The sequence below is a fragment of the Blastocatellia bacterium genome (genome assembly GCA_025055075.1).
Lineage (GTDB): Bacteria > Acidobacteriota > Blastocatellia > HR10 > HR10 > HR10.
The window spans coordinates 19,400-34,524 of record JANWYV010000029.1 but is presented as its reverse complement, the minus strand read 5'-3'; the positions used below and the strand labels follow the sequence as shown (position 1 = coordinate 34,524).

The following is a 15,125-nucleotide window of genomic DNA, read 5'->3' as shown; positions in this document are numbered from 1 at the left end:
TCACTCGGATCCTCGTTCGAGGCGTTCAAGCCGCTGTCTCATCTCGCGCAGCTGGCGATACATCTCGGGCAAGCGGGCGAAAATGGCCGAAGCGCGCAGCCAGAGCTTGTTCTCAATGGCCGGATAGCCGGAGACGACGCGATTGGCTTCGACCGAGGAGGGGATGCCCGTTTGCGCCGTCGCGATCACATTGTCGCCGATGCGGAGGTGGCCGGCGACGCCGACCTGGCCGGCCAACATCACGTTGCGTCCGATCTCGGTGCTCCCGGCCAGGCCGACCTGAGCGCACAAAAGCGAGTTCTCGCCGACTTTCGATCCGTGGCCGATCTGCACCAAGTTATCGATCTTCACATCACGGGCGATGACCGTCTCGCCGATGGCCGCTCGATCGATGGTGGTATTGGCGCCGATTTCGACCCCATCGTGGATGATCACTCGCCCCGCTTGAGGGATCTTATACCAACGCCCTTCGGGATCGCGGGCATATCCGAAACCATCGGTGCCAATGCGGGCTCCGTTATGGATGATGACGTGGGCGCCGATGATTGTATGCTCGCGCACGGTCACCTGGGAGTGGATGATCGTATGCGCGCCGATGCGGACGTTCGGGTAAATCATGCAGTGGGGATAGATCGTCACGTGGTCGCCGATCTCGCACTCGGCAGCGATGACCGTGTAGGCGCCGATCGTGACATGGGCGCCGAGTTTCACCGTCGGATGGATGATGGCCGTCGGGTGGATTCCGGGCTCCGGTTGCGGGGCCTGGTAGAAGAGCTCCAAGGCCTTGGCGAAGGCGAAGTACGGATGGGGCGTCCGGAGCAAGGCGATGGGGAATGGGGCGAAGTCCTCGGCGACGATCACGGCCGAGGCGCGCGTCGTCTTGATCAGTGGGGCATATTTGGGATTAGCGATGAAGGTCAATTCTCCGGGTTGGGCCTCCGCGATGGGGGCGATGCCAGTAATCTCGAGGTCTTCGCCGTCGAGCCGAGCGCCGATATGTCGGGCGATGTCGGAAAGCCTCATGGCTGAAGAAATCTAAATGGACTCGGCCCGAGAGTCAAGATGGAGGGCGAGCCATGCCGCGCGATCTTGTGCGAGAATTTTTGACATACCTTCGAATCGAACGCGGGCTCTCGGCTAATACCATCGAAGCCTACCGCCGTGACCTGGAGCGAGTGGCAACGTGGGCTCAGACAGAGCGTCAGAAGGATCTTTTGAGCCTCTCGCGGGAGGATCTCCGAGAATTCCTGCGGTGGATGAGCGAGCAGGGGTTCGAGGTCGGGAGCGTGACGCGTTGTATTGTGACCTTGAGAAATTTCTTTAGGTTTCTGATCCTCGACGGCTTTTTGAAAAGCGATCCGACGATAAGTCTTCAAACACCAAGGTCATGGCAAACGCTCCCGAGATTCCTTACGATCGAGGAGGTTAATCGTCTCCTTGAACAACCCGATGTTACTCGTGATATCGGGGTTCGCGATCGAGCGATTCTCGAAGTCCTCTATGCAACGGGGGTGAGGGCCTCTGAGTTGGTCGTTCTTCGACTGGGGGATGTCGATGTAGACAAAGGCGTCCTAGTGTGCCTTGGCAAGGGGAGCAAAGAACGCTTGGTTCCCCTTGGGCGGTCGGCCATTGAGTGGGTGTTGAAATATCTTCCCATACGACAACGATGGCTTGGCCAGAAGACATCGCCGTGGCTTTTCATCTCGCCACGGGGGCGGCCCCTGACGCGTCAGGCTTTGTGGAAGTTGGTCGCTCGATATGGACGTGCGGCCGGACTGGGACAAGTCATGCCGCATATGTTGCGGCATACCTTCGCCACGCACCTTCTGGAGCACGGAGCCGATCTGAGATCGGTTCAGATGATGCTCGGCCATTCGGATCTGAGCACCACGCAAGTGTACACCTACATCACTAACGAACGGCTTCGGCAGATCTACGATCACTGTCACCCCCGGGCGTGAAGGAACATTTTCTTGACATGCCGATCATCGGTGTGCTACAGTCTCGCGCCTGCGAATCTAAAAGGGGAGGCATGAAGTGGCGAACATCCGGTACTTCACGTCGGAATCGGTAACTGAGGGGCATCCTGATAAGATCGCAGATCAGATCGCCGATGCTGTTTTGGATGAAGTCCTGCGTCAGGATGAAGACGGTCGCGTCGCCTGCGAGGTCCTCTTGACGACAGGGCTTGTGCTCGTCGCCGGGGAGATCACCACGACGGCGGATGTGGATTACGCTCGCGTCGCGCGTCAGGTGATTTGCGACATCGGATACACGCGCGCCAAATATGGGTTGGATGGGGAGACCTGCGGTGTTATGGTCTCGATCGTCACGCAGTCCCCGGATATTGCCGTGGGTGTGGATACTGGAGGAGCCGGGGATCAAGGGCTGATGTTCGGATATGCCGTCCGCGAGACACCAGAACTCATGCCTCTGCCCATTCAACTGGCGCATCGCATCACGCGGCGGTTGGCCGAAGTGCGGAAGCAAGGAATCTTGCCCTATCTCAGACCAGATGGGAAATCGCAAGTGACGGTCGTCTACGAAGGAGCACGCCCGCTCTACGTGGACACGGTCGTCGTCGCCGCACAACACAGTGACCGCGTGGAGGCGCGGACGGTGCGCGAGGATGTGATCGAACACGTGGTGAAGGTGGCCATTCCCGAAGAGTTGATCACCAGTAAGACGAAGTACTATGTGAATCCAACCGGGCGATTCGTCATCGGAGGGCCACAAGGAGATTCGGGGTTGACCGGACGAAAAATCATCGTGGACACCTATGGAGGGGCAGCTCCGCATGGAGGAGGAGCCTTTTCAGGGAAAGATCCGACGAAGGTGGATCGCTCGGCATCCTACATGGCGAGATATATCGCGAAGAACATCGTCGCCGCTGGGATTGCCGATCGCTGCTTGATTCAACTCGCCTATGCCATTGGCGTCGCCGACCCTGTCTCCGTCTCTATTGATACGTTTGGGACAGGGAAGGTGAGTGAGGAACGCTTGGTCGGTGTTGTGCGCGAGTTGTTCGATTTAACACCACGCGGGATCATCAAGGCACTGCAATTGCAGCGGCCGATTTATCGGAAGACGGCCGTCTATGGGCACTTTGGAAGACAGGAGCCAGAGTTCACCTGGGAGCGGACGGACAAGGCTGAGCTTTTACGAGAAGCCATCGGAGGGGCGGGGTGAGGGGATACGAGGTTAGGGATTTGGGATTAGCAGCTTCTGGAATGTCCCGTTTAGAGTGGGCGGATCGGGAGATGCCCGTGCTGCGAGCGATTCGGGAGCGATTTGCGCGAGAACGACCTCTGGAAGGAGTACAAATAGCGGCTTGCGTGCACGTGACGGCTGAAAGTGGGAATCTGGCGCGAACGTTAGTTTCTGGTGGTGCGCGTCTGATAATAATAGCTTCAAACCCACTCTCCACTCAAGATGACATAGCTGCCGCCTTGGTTAAGGAACTCAATATCTCAGTTTTCGCTATCAAAGGCGAATCCATAGAGACATACCGCCGGCACGTGAAAATCGCCCTGGAGGCAAACCCCCAGGTGCTCATCGACGATGGGGCCGATTTAGTAGCCACCTTGCTTCGCGAACGTCCCTCCCTGGCCGAGCAGGTGATCGGAACAACGGAGGAGACGACAACAGGGGTGATTCGCTTGCGAGCCATGGCGGCCGAAGGATTGTTGAGATTCCCGGTGATCGCTGTCAATGACTCGAGAACAAAACACCTCTTTGACAACCGGTACGGAACTGGACAAAGCACCTGGGACGGGATCCTCCGGGCGACGAACGTCCTTGTGGCGGGAAAGCGCGTTGTCGTCGTCGGCTACGGGATGTGTGGGCGCGGCGTCGCGATGAGAGCGCGAGGACTAGGCGCCCGTGTAATCGTCACCGAGGTCGATCCAATTCGCGCGATCGAGGCCCTGATGGACGGCTATGACGTCATGCCCATCCGCGAGGCCGCGCGCCTCGGGGATATTTTTGTGACAGTTACTGGGAATCGCCACGTCATTGATCGAGAACATTTGCTTGCGATGAAAGACGGAGCCATCCTGTGTAACGCTGGACACTTCGACGTGGAGATCAATCTAGATGCCTTGCGAGAGATCGCTGAAGGGCCGCGCAAGATTCGGGATTTCGTCGAGGAATATCGAATTCGTCACACTGGACATCGTCTCTTGCTCTTGGCCGAAGGACGATTGGTGAATCTCGCCGCAGCTGAAGGGCACCCGCCGGCCGTCATGGATCTGAGCTTTGCCAATCAAGCCCTTGCTGTCGAGTACTTGGTGAAGCGGCGAGGAACAATCCCGCCTGGAATCCATGTGCTCCCTATTGAGATCGATCGCGAAATTGCTCACTTGAAGCTGCAAGCAATGGGGATTCAAATCGACGAGTTGACGGAAGAGCAACGGCGGTATCTCACCGCTTGGGAATACGGTACCTGACCGTGAAGTTGTAAGATCGAGTCTTGTGTATTCAGGTTAGATTGTTCCCATGGTTCCGAAGTTTGTTGGCTGGTTTCAAGTGGGTGTGGAGGGCTATGGTATCGTAAGATTCATTATCGGACTCAATACGTCGAGTCCCTCGGCCCTCCCTATCGGTATATCTTGACCTTTCGAGGCTCCTGGGGCTACATCTCGGACGCGTGAACACAGTGCAAATCTGTTATGCTGTTATGCGGGTGCGGCATGAATACCTTGGTGACGTTGAAGAGGGCGATGCCGCTGCTGATTACGGCAACCAGCTGCGCCCAGCCGATCTGCGCTCTCCAAAGCTCGACCACATCTATCACAAAATCCGTTGCGAATCTTTCCATCGAACGCCTCATCACCAAAGGTAAAATTAAGAGTCTTACCCGAAGTGGAAGCAGGACCGGAAGCAGAAGATTACCCTTCGCCACCTCCTCACCTCCGAGATGCCATCTTTTCATCCTCCCAGAAACGCAGCTGGTCATCGTGAGGGTGATCAACCATAAATGGAGCGAGCGAAGCTGACCAGTGACCTTACTTGATCCCTTCTTACATAAGAGATCGGCAGCACCGACCGATCCACTTTTTGTGCTACTGAGAAAATGGTGTTAGCATGAATCGTTGGCTCTGCTATGTTGGGTTGTGTTGGGCAACGTCATGACCACTGGCTTCGCCAGGCTGCTCTCACCCTCTTCGAGGAAGATTCACCTCTCTTTACCACCTTGCTTGATCTACTCGGCCGGGAGCTCCCTTTGGGGAGCAATGCCTCGGGGATCAATCCCGCATGTCTTGAATCACGTCCCTGGGTGTCGGTTCCACCTTCGAAGCCCAAAGGGAGGTTGCTATGATGACGACCCGACGCGAATTTCTCAAATGTGGCTCAGCTTTGTTGATCTCACTTCCTGGGATCGACGTTCTCAAAGTCGATCCAGCAAGAAACTTGACTCGGGAGGCGACTATGGCTTACCAAGCGAAAAACTTCGATCATCTGCTGGGGACGCCGGGATTCAGTGACCGGCTCTTGAAAAATCACTTCGCCCTTTATCAGGGGTATGTGGCCAATACCAATAAGCTCGCTGAAGCTCTGAGCGCCCTGTCGAAAGAAGGAAAAACCGGGACGCCCGAATATGCTGAATTGAAACGCCGGTTCGGCTGGGAGTTCAACGGTATGCGATGGCACGAATATTATTTCGGTAACATGGTCAAGGGTGGCCGGGCGCTCGAGCGAGATTCCACGCTCTGGAAAAAACTCGTCGAAGATTTCGGTTCATACGAAAACTGGGAACGGGATTTCAAAGCCACAGGCACCATGAGAGGTATCGGTTGGGTCGTTCTGGCTCTTGATCCGATGGCCAACCGAACGTTCAATACGTGGATCAATGAGCATGATGTGGGTCATCTCGCCGGGACGATTCCCTTGCTCGTCATGGATGTCTTCGAGCACGCCTACATGGTTGATTATGATCTCCGGCGGGCCGACTATATCGAGGCGTTCTTCAAGGCCATTGATTGGACAGTAGTCGCCCGGAGATTCGACCAAGCGCCGAGACTCACGTGATGCCGGGCAGCTTGACGAAAAAGATCGAATTCGTCAAATTCTAAGTTAAGTAAGGAGGAAGAACCATGATTACGAAGCGAAGGTCATTCGTCGCTCTCATATTATTCCTGGCACTTTTGCCTCCGGCTCTTCTCGGTCAATCCAGGAACTCGTCGGGGCAGCAACAGGAAGTGCTGACTAACGAAAGTATCATCAAGATGGTGAACGCCGGGCTGACCGCGGAAACGATCATCCGAAAGATCGAAGCCTCACGGGTTGATTTCGATCTCAGCACGGATGGTTTGATCGCTCTGAAGAAGGCTAACGTGCCAGAGGACGTCATCCATGCGATGCAGGAGAAGCAGTCGGAACCCGTGACCGTGAGCCGCGGGCAGCGTTCAGACAGCGTTCAACCTGTGCCTCAACCGCGGTGGAGCTGGAGGCATCACTGCCGCTGCTGTTGGTGAAGACGACCCTAAGACGACCCTAAGACGCCCTATGTTCGGATCTGTAGTTGAGTGGGCACAATAGTGGTGGGCCCAATGCTTGGATCTTGCCGCTTTGATCTACCGATCGCCGTTGCTCTTCGTGTTACTAGACAAAAGCGGCGATTACCAAGAGATGAGCGATAGCTCTCCCTCTTCCTCCCCCTAAGGAGATCCGCGATCCAAACCAAAAGCTTCATTGACCATTATCAGACTCGAGAATCCTCCAACGGTGAGAAATCGCATATTGGCCCCGTGGTTGGCTTTCCTAAATCAATCTCCGAACTGCCAAGGAGAACGGCCCTCTCTTGATTTCCCCTGAAGCTCTCGCGTAAGATATCCCCGCGTTGAAACAGTGACAGCGAGGATGATGAGCCTTGGGAGATATTCAGTCGGCATCCCAGCCTTTTGACTCGCCTGTGATCGCCTCGACGGGCGAACGGATGATCTCGCTCGACGTCTTTCGTGGAATCACCATTGCGGGTATGATTGTGGTGAACAATCCGGGAAGTTGGAACTACGTCTATCCGCCGCTAGCGCATGCCGAATGGCACGGATGGACGCCAACGGATTTGATCTTCCCCTTCTTCCTCTTCATCATGGGCGTGGCCATCCCACTGGCAATTAGACGGCGCCTGGCTCGCAGCGAGAGCCAGTGGGCGATTTGGGGGCACATCGTCCGCCGCACGGTCATTCTGTTCGCTCTTGGCCTGTTGCTGAACGGTTTTCCCCATTTCGATCTCTCGCGGATTCGCATCCCCGGCGTCCTGCAACGCATCGCTTTGTGCTACTTCTTCGCTGCCCTTATCGTCATGAAGACGAAGGTCAAAGGACAAGCCATCGCGGCCGTCGCACTGCTTGCTGCCTATTGGGCAATCATGAAGCTCGTGCCGGTCCCTGGATACGGAGCGGGCATTCTCGAAAAAGAGATGAATCTCGCGTCCTATTTGGATTCCCGGCTCCTCTCTGGGCACCTCTATCGGCCGACCTGGGATCCCGAGGGGATCTTGAGCACGATCCCAGCCATCGCCACGACGCTCCTTGGCGTTTTGACCGCCCACTGGCTCACTTCGCCCAGGACGATGCCGAAGAAGGTGCTCGGACTCATCGGCGCAGGAATCATCGGCATCGTTCTCGGACAGGTGGTGAACCTGTGGTTTCCGATCAACAAGAACCTCTGGACCAGCTCTTATGCCCTCTTCACTGCGGGGATGGCGTTGCTCTTCCTCGCTGCCTGTGTCTGGTTGGTCGAAGTGAGAGGGATTCGCCGACCGCTCGTTCCGTTCCTCATCTTCGGGATGAATCCAATCACTGTCTTCGTGCTCTCAGGGCTGGTGGCACGTTTAATGGTATTGTACAAGGTCACTCGACCGGATGGCACCTCCGTCCCCCTGAAAACCTACCTGTACGAAACTCTCTTCGCCTCGTGGGCTGGCCCCTGGCAAGGATCGCTCTTCTTCGCATTGGCCTATACGATGGCTTGGCTCGCGCCGATGGCCTTCCTCTACCGCAAGCGCATCTTCATTAAGATCTGAACGGAAAACCGGTAAGGCTCAATCCTTCTGACCTTCTCGTTTCAAGAGCGCCGGATCCACATACGTCCCGTAGCGCGTCGCTCTTCCCAATCGCCAGAAATACTCGTACACGGTTCGCGAGATGTCTCGGAAGGCCGTAGAGGCCTCGTCGCCCATCCCATAATTCTCCATGATGACGAGCACGTAGGGGCGTTCTTTGAGATAGACGATCGCCCATTCGGTCGAGACACCGGGGATGCCCCCTGGCTTCGAGGCCACGGGTACTTCGGAGGGCAATCCCGAACTCACGGCCGTTCGCTTCGGTTTCTTCAAGATGGCGAGAATCTGCTCGCAAACCTCGCGACTGACGAACTCGCCGCGATAGAGGATCTCCATCAAGCGCGCTGCTTCGGCCGGCGTCGAGAGATTCTCCTCACCGCGCGCCGACGCCGCCGGGTCGATCATCTTCCGCTGCAGACGCGTTCGTACGAGTCCCAAGGAGGCCATGGTCCGATTGACGTTCTCCATCCCGACGAGGTCAATGAGCATATTGGTCGCCGTATTGTCGCTCAATACGATCATGAGCACGCACAGGTCGTAGATGCTCAACTCCGACATCCCATCGCCGAATTCCTTCAGGATTCCGCTTCCACCGACCATCTGTGCTTTCTCGATACGCCGTCGATCCGCCAATCGGAAGCGCCCTTCGTGCGCCTGTTTGTAGACCTCCATGAGAATGGGGATCTTGATCGCACTCCCCTGCGGAAACGCGAGGTTCTCGTTGATGGCCAGCCGCTCTCCGCTCATCAGGTCCACCGCGACAAGCCCCATTGCCCCGCGTGCACTGGCAACGATCTCCCGAAGCCGCGCCTCGGTCTTTTCGCGAACGATCTTCACATTCTCGTGCTGAATCGGAAATCCGATGAGGACCAGCGTAATGGCGAAGGTCCCGTGCCGGACCGAAGTCCAAAGTCGAATCATCCGTTGGCGCATCATTTTCTCATCCCTCCGCGAGATTCTCCCCCGAAGGACGGTATTATATCCCCGCCCTCTCGCCAGAACCGATGGCGAACGTCTTTGCCAGAGGCCTTACGGATGGCATTCAGGCAGCGGAGACAACTCCAGGGCTCAAGTCACGCGGCGCCCCATCCCTCACGGGATATGCAAAAGTTGGGATGACAGTTGGACAAACGACCACAATTCGAATACGTGAGCCGGAGGAGGACTACCGATTCTTCGAATTCAATGAAGGCGTCCCAGTCGCGCTCCAGCGCGATTGAGCGCTCCTCTCCTCGAACTATGAAGGACGTCGCTCGCCGGGAGTGAGAGGAGGAATAGCTTGGCCTTCGGACCGACCGGTGGGGAAACGCCCCTTCAGCAGAAAGCCGCACACCCTTCCAGATTCTTGACAGGCTGGTCGCGGCCTGTAGAATGAGAGGAGGACGACGCTATGGCGAAATACATCTTCGTCACGGGCGGGGTCGTTTCGAGCTTGGGGAAAGGGATCGCGGCCGCTTCGATCGGGCGCTTGCTGGAGGCACGGGGATTGCGCGTGACGCTGCAAAAGTTCGACCCCTATATCAATGTGGATGCCGGCACCATGTCGCCCTTTCAGCATGGCGAAGTCTACGTCACCGATGACGGGGCAGAAACCGATCTCGACCTCGGCCACTACGAACGATTCACCAGCGCTCGCATGACGCAGGCGAACAACTGGACGACCGGGCGCATCTACCTGTCGGTCATCGAGAAGGAGCGACGCGGCGACTTCCTCGGCAAGACCGTGCAGGTCATCCCCCATATCACCGACGAGATCAAAGGGGCGATCCGACAGATCTCCGAAGGCGCAGACGTCGTCATCGTCGAGATCGGTGGCACAGTGGGCGACATCGAATCGCAACCTTTCTTAGAAGCGATCCGCCAATTGGGCAACGAGGTCGGACGCTCGAATGCCATCTTCGTGCACTTGACGCTCGTCCCGTATATTCGCACGGCTGGAGAACTGAAGACCAAGCCCACGCAGCATTCGGTCAAGGAGCTGCGCGCCATCGGTATTCAGCCCGATATCCTCCTCTGCCGCACGAGTCGTCCGCTGCCCCCCGACGTGAAGTCGAAGATCGCCCTCTTCTGCAACGTCTCAGAAGAAGCGGTGATCGCGGCGCTCGACGTAGAATCCATCTACGAAGTTCCTCTGGAATTCGCTAAGCAAGGCCTGGACGATCTGATCCTCCGCATGCTGAAGCTGCCGGCCGGCGAGAGCGATCTGCGCGAGTGGGTGAAACTGGTCGAGGCGATCAAGCATCCGGCCGACAGCGTGACCATCGGCATCGTGGGCAAATACGTACAATTGGAAGATTCCTACAAGAGCTTACGCGAGGCGCTCGTACACGGAGGCGTGGCCAATAACCTGCGCGTGAACATCCGCTGGATCGAAGCGGAACATCTCGTCGCCGATGAGCAGTGGGAAGATCGGTTGCGCGATGTGGATGGGATCCTCGTCCCCGGGGGCTTCGGTAAGCGGGGCATCGCTGGGATGCTCAAAGCCATCACCTACGCGCGGCGGACGAAGACGCCCTTTTTTGGCATCTGCCTGGGCATGCAGTGCGCCTGCATCGAATTCGCGCGGAACGTTTGCGGCTTGGAGGATGCCGATAGCACGGAGTTCAATCCCGAGACCCCGCATCGCATCTTCTATAAGCTGCGCGATCTGCTCGGCGTAGAGCAGATGGGGGGCACAATGCGCTTGGGCGCCTACCCGTGCCGCTTGCGCCCTGGTACGCTGGCCGCCCGCATCTACGGACAGGAGGAGATCAGCGAGCGCCATCGCCATCGCTATGAGTTCAATCCCGAATACGAGGACCTCTTCGCCGCCCACGGGATGGTCTTCTCCGGCAAATCCCCCGATGGACGCTTTGTGGAGATCATCGAGCTGCCGGATCATCCGTGGTTCCTCGGTTGCCAATTCCATCCGGAATACAAGTCGAAGCCTTTGCAGCCGCATCCGCTGTTTGTGAGCTTCGTGCGGACGGCTTATCAACATCGGCTCCGTTCGGAGGTGACAGAACCGGAGGCAGAGTCTGTCCGCGCGGAGGCCGACCTCATGGACGCGCGTCCCCCCCATCCCCGGATGTGACGTCTCTTCAAAACGCCATCGCTTCCACCGAAACCTCGCTAGAGAACGGGTCGAACTCGTCCAAAGTGAGCCTTCTTCCCGACATTTTGGGAACTGGGGTAAACCTCGCGCGCCGAAGCTGTCTCTTGGCCCCTCGTCGCTCTCCCAATATCGTGAGGCCGAGGAAGGACCTTCACCTCACGATCGCGGCCTGACCTCAAACGTCAACGTCGCCCACCAGGATTCGTAATCGAGATTGGCCTCGGAGATGGGCACGATGTGAATGAATTTGACGTACCACTTTCCGGCCTTTTTGATTTCAAAACGGGCGATCCCCTCGGCATCCGTCCGCGCGCTCAGCGGCTGCCCGCCTTCCCATCCGGCCAGCACTACTTGCTGCGGAAGCGGTCGTCCGTCTTTCAGACACCTCACCCTCAGTACTCCTCCCACTCGCAAATCCGACGGATGTCCTTCCAACAGAATCTCCACCGGATAACCGAACGGTTGCCGGAAGGTGTCCGTCCGCCGCTCGCCCACTTGGAAGATCATCTTCGCGTATTTCGTGTAACGCTCGCGCGCCCCTTTGTTCAGTTCTCCTCTTTGACGGCGCCAGGCGAGCACGTCCAAAAGTCCTTCATGTTCGAGGTAGGCATTGAATTGTTCAGCCGTCAGCGTGATCTCTCGAGGCGCCAGCGCCACACCCACCACATACGTGCCCGCTTCCTCCGTCTCTATCTCGAACAGCGAATGCACGCTTTCCTCTTGCCACTTCTCCACCGAAACATGTCGCCTGCCTCCAGGCGTGAGCAGAGCGATCTCGACGACACGATTGCGCGCGACGGTCGCTTCGCTCCGCTCGAACGTCCCGTTGAAGACCCACACCCGCGCTCGGGCGCGTGGCGCCAGGACGTAGGCGTCCAGCTTCAAGAAAAGGTCATGAGCGAAAACTAAACCGCCTCCCCCAAACAGGAGGAGGATCGCATAGCTCGCGCACTTCATCGCCTCCCTCCGTCCCTTTGGATTTCCCGCGATTCAGCTCGGCTTCGGATGGCCTTCATGATCCCAGAGGCCTTCGGGAAAGTCAAGCCACGCACGGCAGCGCACCGCCATTCCCCACCTCGCTGAAACCTCTCGCCCTGTTTTGGATCATTCAGAGCGTGAACGATCAATCGGGAAGGAGGGAGACCGCCATGACCGTCGAACGGTATCTGCGTCTGATCGCGGGCAGTTTCGTGCTCGCGAGCCTGCTTCTGGGCTACGTTCACAGCCCTTACTGGTTTCTCTTCACCGGCTTCGTGGCGCTCAATTTGATTCAGTCGGCGTTCACCAATTGGTGCCCGATGATGACATTCCTCCGGCGGCTCGGCGTGAGGAGCAGCTCGTGAGCACGACTTGGGGAGGAGACGCATGAGGCGGTGGAGACGGATCGGAACGAGCATCCTCGCGGGGCTCGTGAGCGTGACTTCGTCCCAAGCGATCCGCGCGCAAGGCGGAGAGGAGGAGCTGACGCTGCCACGCGCCGTGGAGATCGCGCTACAGCGGAACCCGCTAGCGCGGATGGCGATCGCCGGGCGTGAGATCGCCGACGCCCAAATCGCAGAAGCGCGCGCCGCTCGATTCCCCATCGTGCAGTTCAGCGAGACGTTCTCCAACGGGAACAACCCCGTTTTTGTCTTCGGCTCGCTCCTGGAGCAAGCGCGTTTTGGGCCAGCGAATTTCGATCTCCGCTTTTTGAATCACCCTCCGTCGCTCAATGTCTTTCGCACAGCGCTGACGCTGCGCGTCCCTCTCTTCGACCGTTGGCAGACGGAGACGCGCCACGCGCAAGCCGAAGAGGAGGTGCGCCGCGCGGACGCCCAAGCGGCCTGGATCGAGCAGCAGATCCGCTTCGAGGTGATTCGAGCCTACTATAACGTGCTCTCGGCCGAGGCACGCCAGCGCGTAGCTGATGAGGCCGTGCGCATGGCCGAAGCCGATGTGCAACGCATTCGCGCTATGTTCGAGGCGGGATTGGTCGTCATCTCAGACGTCTTGGCGGCGGAAGTGCAACTGGCCGAATTTCGCCAACAGCTGATCCAGGCCGATGGAGATGTGGTGACGGCGCGCGCGGGGCTGAATACGGCGTTGGGACTTCCGGTGACTGCCCCACACCGCGTGGTAGGACAGCTGATCGAGCGCACGTTCGAAGTGGAGGGGCCAGAGGAGCTGATGCGTCTCGCCCTGCAGCACCGCCCCGACCTCGTGCGGGCTCGGTTGGCCGTGCGCTCCCGCGAGCACGGCGTGCGCGGCGCTCTCGGGCAATATCTCCCACGACTTGACCTCTTCGCCACCGTGGGCGCGACCGGGCGCGGGCTGCTGAGCGGAAGCGCCGATTACACGATAGGTGCGAGCCTCACGTTCGAGGTGTTCGATGGGGGGCGCGCGGCTCGCGTGCGACAGGCGCGCGCCGCGCTCGCACTGACCGAAGCGGAGACGGAACAACTCGTCAACCAAATTCGCCTGGACGTCGTGCGCGCATTCGAACACTATCGTTCGGCGCGCGAACGATTGGTGGTCGCGGCGCGGGCCGTTCAACAGGCCGAAGAAGCGCTCCGGATCGTCCAAGATCGGCACCAGGAAGGGCTGACGACGATCACCGAAGTGCTGCGGGCGCAGACGGCGCTCGTCCGCGCCCGGATGAACGCGCTCACGGCGCGATACGAGTACGTCGTCGGGTATGCTACCGTGTTGTTGGCCACCGGACGATTGACCGACATCCGACCGTTCATCTGAGGAGGAAGGACATCATGAAGAGACATCCGCAGCGACTTCTGCTCCTCACAAGTGCGCTCGCGCTCGCCGCCGCATCCTGCGGGCAGCGGGAAGAAGCGGCGGCCGATCGCCCACCTGCCGTCGTGAAAGCGCGCGTGGAGACGGTGACGAAAACTCCCATCGAAGACGTCTATGAGGCCGTGGGCACCGTGCGCTCCCGAACGACGGTCGTGCTCTCGGCAAAGGTCGTAGGTCACGTCCTCGCCGTCCTCGTCCGAGAGGGGGATCGAGTGCGATCGGGCCAAGTCCTCGTCCAGCTCGATGACCGCGAGGCGCAGGCGCAGGTGCGTAAGGCTGAAGCGGGATGGCGCGAGGCCGAAAACGCACGGGAAGAGATCGAACGCGCCATCCGCGCGGCAGAATCGGCGCGCGAGGCTGCGCGCGCACACGCGGATCTGGCCGCGGCGACATTTCGCCGCTACGAGGCTTTGCTCGAACGCCGTTCGGTGAGCGCACAAGAGTTCGATGAGGTGCGGGCGCGTTATCGAGCGGCGATGGCTGAGGTCGAGCGCGCCGATGAACTGCTCCGCTCGCTTCGCGCGAAGCGCGAGCAAGTCGCGGCCAAGATCGAGCAGGCGCGAGCTGATCTGACCGCCGCGCAGGTCGCTCTCACCCACACGCGCGTGACCGCCCCCATAACCGGCCTGGTCACGGCGAAGTCGATCGAGGTGGGCATGCTCGCGACGCCAGGCACGCCACTGCTCACCATCGAGGACGACACCCGATATCGCTTGGAGGTCACCGTCCCCGAGTCGCAGATCGCGGCCGTGCGCTTAGGAGACGCCGTGCCTGTGGAGATTGATGCCTTAGGGTCGTCTCCGCTTCTCGGGCGCGTCGCCGAGATCATCCCCGCGGCTGATCCCATGAGTCGCAGCTACACGGTGAAAGTGGATCTGCCGACCGATAGGGCCGCCGCGCTCCGGTCGGGACTTTATGGAAAGGCGCGATTTCGGATCGGACAGCGGCGCGCGATCACGATCCCCCGAGCGGCTGTTCTCGAACGCGGCCAGTTGATCGGTGTGTATGTCGTGGAGGATTCAAACCAGGTGCGATTTCGCCTCATCACGCTGGGGAAGGTCCATGGCGATCGCGTGGAAGTCCTCTCAGGACTCACGGAGGGGGAGCGAATCGTCGCAGAAAATCCTCACGTCGTTCGTGAGGGAAGTCGCGTGCAACCGTAAGGAGAGGGTGAAG

General features: G+C 58.8%; 14 protein-coding genes. 10 read left to right on the top strand and 4 right to left on the bottom strand.

What is annotated here, in order from left to right; all coding sequences use genetic code 11:
- Positions 1 to 1,023 (bottom strand): UDP-3-O-(3-hydroxymyristoyl)glucosamine N-acyltransferase, encoded by a 1,023-nt coding sequence (lpxD, locus tag NZ746_07500; protein MCS6817209.1) that lies wholly within the window; start codon positions 1,021 to 1,023, stop codon positions 1 to 3.
- A 53-nt stretch (positions 1,024 to 1,076) separates the two neighbouring features.
- Between lpxD and xerD the strand changes: the two genes are divergently transcribed.
- From xerD to ahcY, 3 genes are all read left to right on the top strand, one after another.
- Positions 1,077 to 1,961, top strand: coding sequence for a site-specific tyrosine recombinase XerD (xerD, locus tag NZ746_07495; protein MCS6817208.1), 885 nt, complete (start codon positions 1,077 to 1,079; stop codon positions 1,959 to 1,961).
- Between the two features lie 76 nt (positions 1,962 to 2,037).
- Positions 2,038 to 3,189, top strand: a complete 1,152-nt coding sequence (metK, locus tag NZ746_07490; protein MCS6817207.1) for a methionine adenosyltransferase — start codon at positions 2,038 to 2,040, stop codon at positions 3,187 to 3,189.
- Positions 3,186 to 4,448, top strand: coding sequence for an adenosylhomocysteinase (ahcY, locus tag NZ746_07485; protein MCS6817206.1), 1,263 nt, complete (start codon positions 3,186 to 3,188; stop codon positions 4,446 to 4,448). The genes metK and ahcY overlap by 4 nt, the downstream gene beginning before the upstream one ends.
- A 185-nt stretch (positions 4,449 to 4,633) precedes the next feature.
- On the opposite strand, the gene NZ746_07480 is transcribed toward ahcY, so the two are convergent.
- Entirely contained in the window at positions 4,634 to 4,819 is a 186-nt protein-coding gene (locus tag NZ746_07480; protein ID MCS6817205.1) for a hypothetical protein, read from the bottom strand.
- 611 nt (positions 4,820 to 5,430) lie between these two features.
- Between NZ746_07480 and NZ746_07475 the strand changes: the two genes are divergently transcribed.
- From NZ746_07475 to NZ746_07465, 3 genes are all read left to right on the top strand, one after another.
- Positions 5,431 to 6,030, top strand: a complete 600-nt coding sequence (locus NZ746_07475; protein ID MCS6817204.1) for a Fe-Mn family superoxide dismutase — start codon at positions 5,431 to 5,433, stop codon at positions 6,028 to 6,030.
- 65 nt (positions 6,031 to 6,095) lie between these two features.
- A complete protein-coding gene (locus tag NZ746_07470) occupies positions 6,096 to 6,476 on the top strand; it encodes a hypothetical protein (protein ID MCS6817203.1) in 381 nt (126 codons plus the stop codon).
- A 395-nt stretch (positions 6,477 to 6,871) separates the two neighbouring features.
- Positions 6,872 to 8,029, top strand: coding sequence for a DUF5009 domain-containing protein (locus tag NZ746_07465; protein ID MCS6817202.1), 1,158 nt, complete (start codon positions 6,872 to 6,874; stop codon positions 8,027 to 8,029).
- An 18-nt stretch (positions 8,030 to 8,047) separates the two neighbouring features.
- Here NZ746_07465 and NZ746_07460 read toward each other — a convergent pair whose 3' ends face one another.
- A complete protein-coding gene (locus NZ746_07460; protein MCS6817201.1) occupies positions 8,048 to 9,004 on the bottom strand; it encodes a class A beta-lactamase-related serine hydrolase in 957 nt (318 codons plus the stop codon).
- 454 nt (positions 9,005 to 9,458) lie between these two features.
- Between NZ746_07460 and NZ746_07455 the strand changes: the two genes are divergently transcribed.
- On the top strand, positions 9,459 to 11,141 hold the full coding sequence (locus tag NZ746_07455; protein ID MCS6817200.1) for a CTP synthase: 1,683 nt from the start codon (positions 9,459 to 9,461) through the stop codon (positions 11,139 to 11,141).
- Between the two features lie 177 nt (positions 11,142 to 11,318).
- On the opposite strand, the gene NZ746_07450 is transcribed toward NZ746_07455, so the two are convergent.
- Complete coding sequence (locus tag NZ746_07450; GenBank protein ID MCS6817199.1) at positions 11,319 to 12,119, bottom strand: DUF4198 domain-containing protein; 801 nt, start codon at positions 12,117 to 12,119, stop codon at positions 11,319 to 11,321.
- 191 nt (positions 12,120 to 12,310) lie between these two features.
- On the opposite strand from NZ746_07450, the gene NZ746_07445 reads away from it, so the two are divergent.
- The 3 genes from NZ746_07445 to NZ746_07435 are packed head-to-tail and all read left to right on the top strand — an operon-like array spanning position 12,311 to position 15,112.
- Complete coding sequence (locus NZ746_07445; GenBank protein ID MCS6817198.1) at positions 12,311 to 12,505, top strand: DUF2892 domain-containing protein; 195 nt, start codon at positions 12,311 to 12,313, stop codon at positions 12,503 to 12,505.
- 22 nt (positions 12,506 to 12,527) lie between these two features.
- A complete protein-coding gene (locus NZ746_07440; GenBank protein MCS6817197.1) occupies positions 12,528 to 13,892 on the top strand; it encodes a TolC family protein in 1,365 nt (454 codons plus the stop codon).
- A 14-nt stretch (positions 13,893 to 13,906) separates the two neighbouring features.
- Positions 13,907 to 15,112 (top strand): efflux RND transporter periplasmic adaptor subunit, encoded by a 1,206-nt coding sequence (locus tag NZ746_07435; GenBank protein MCS6817196.1) that lies wholly within the window; start codon positions 13,907 to 13,909, stop codon positions 15,110 to 15,112.
- The last annotated feature ends 13 nt before the right edge of the window (positions 15,113 to 15,125 follow it).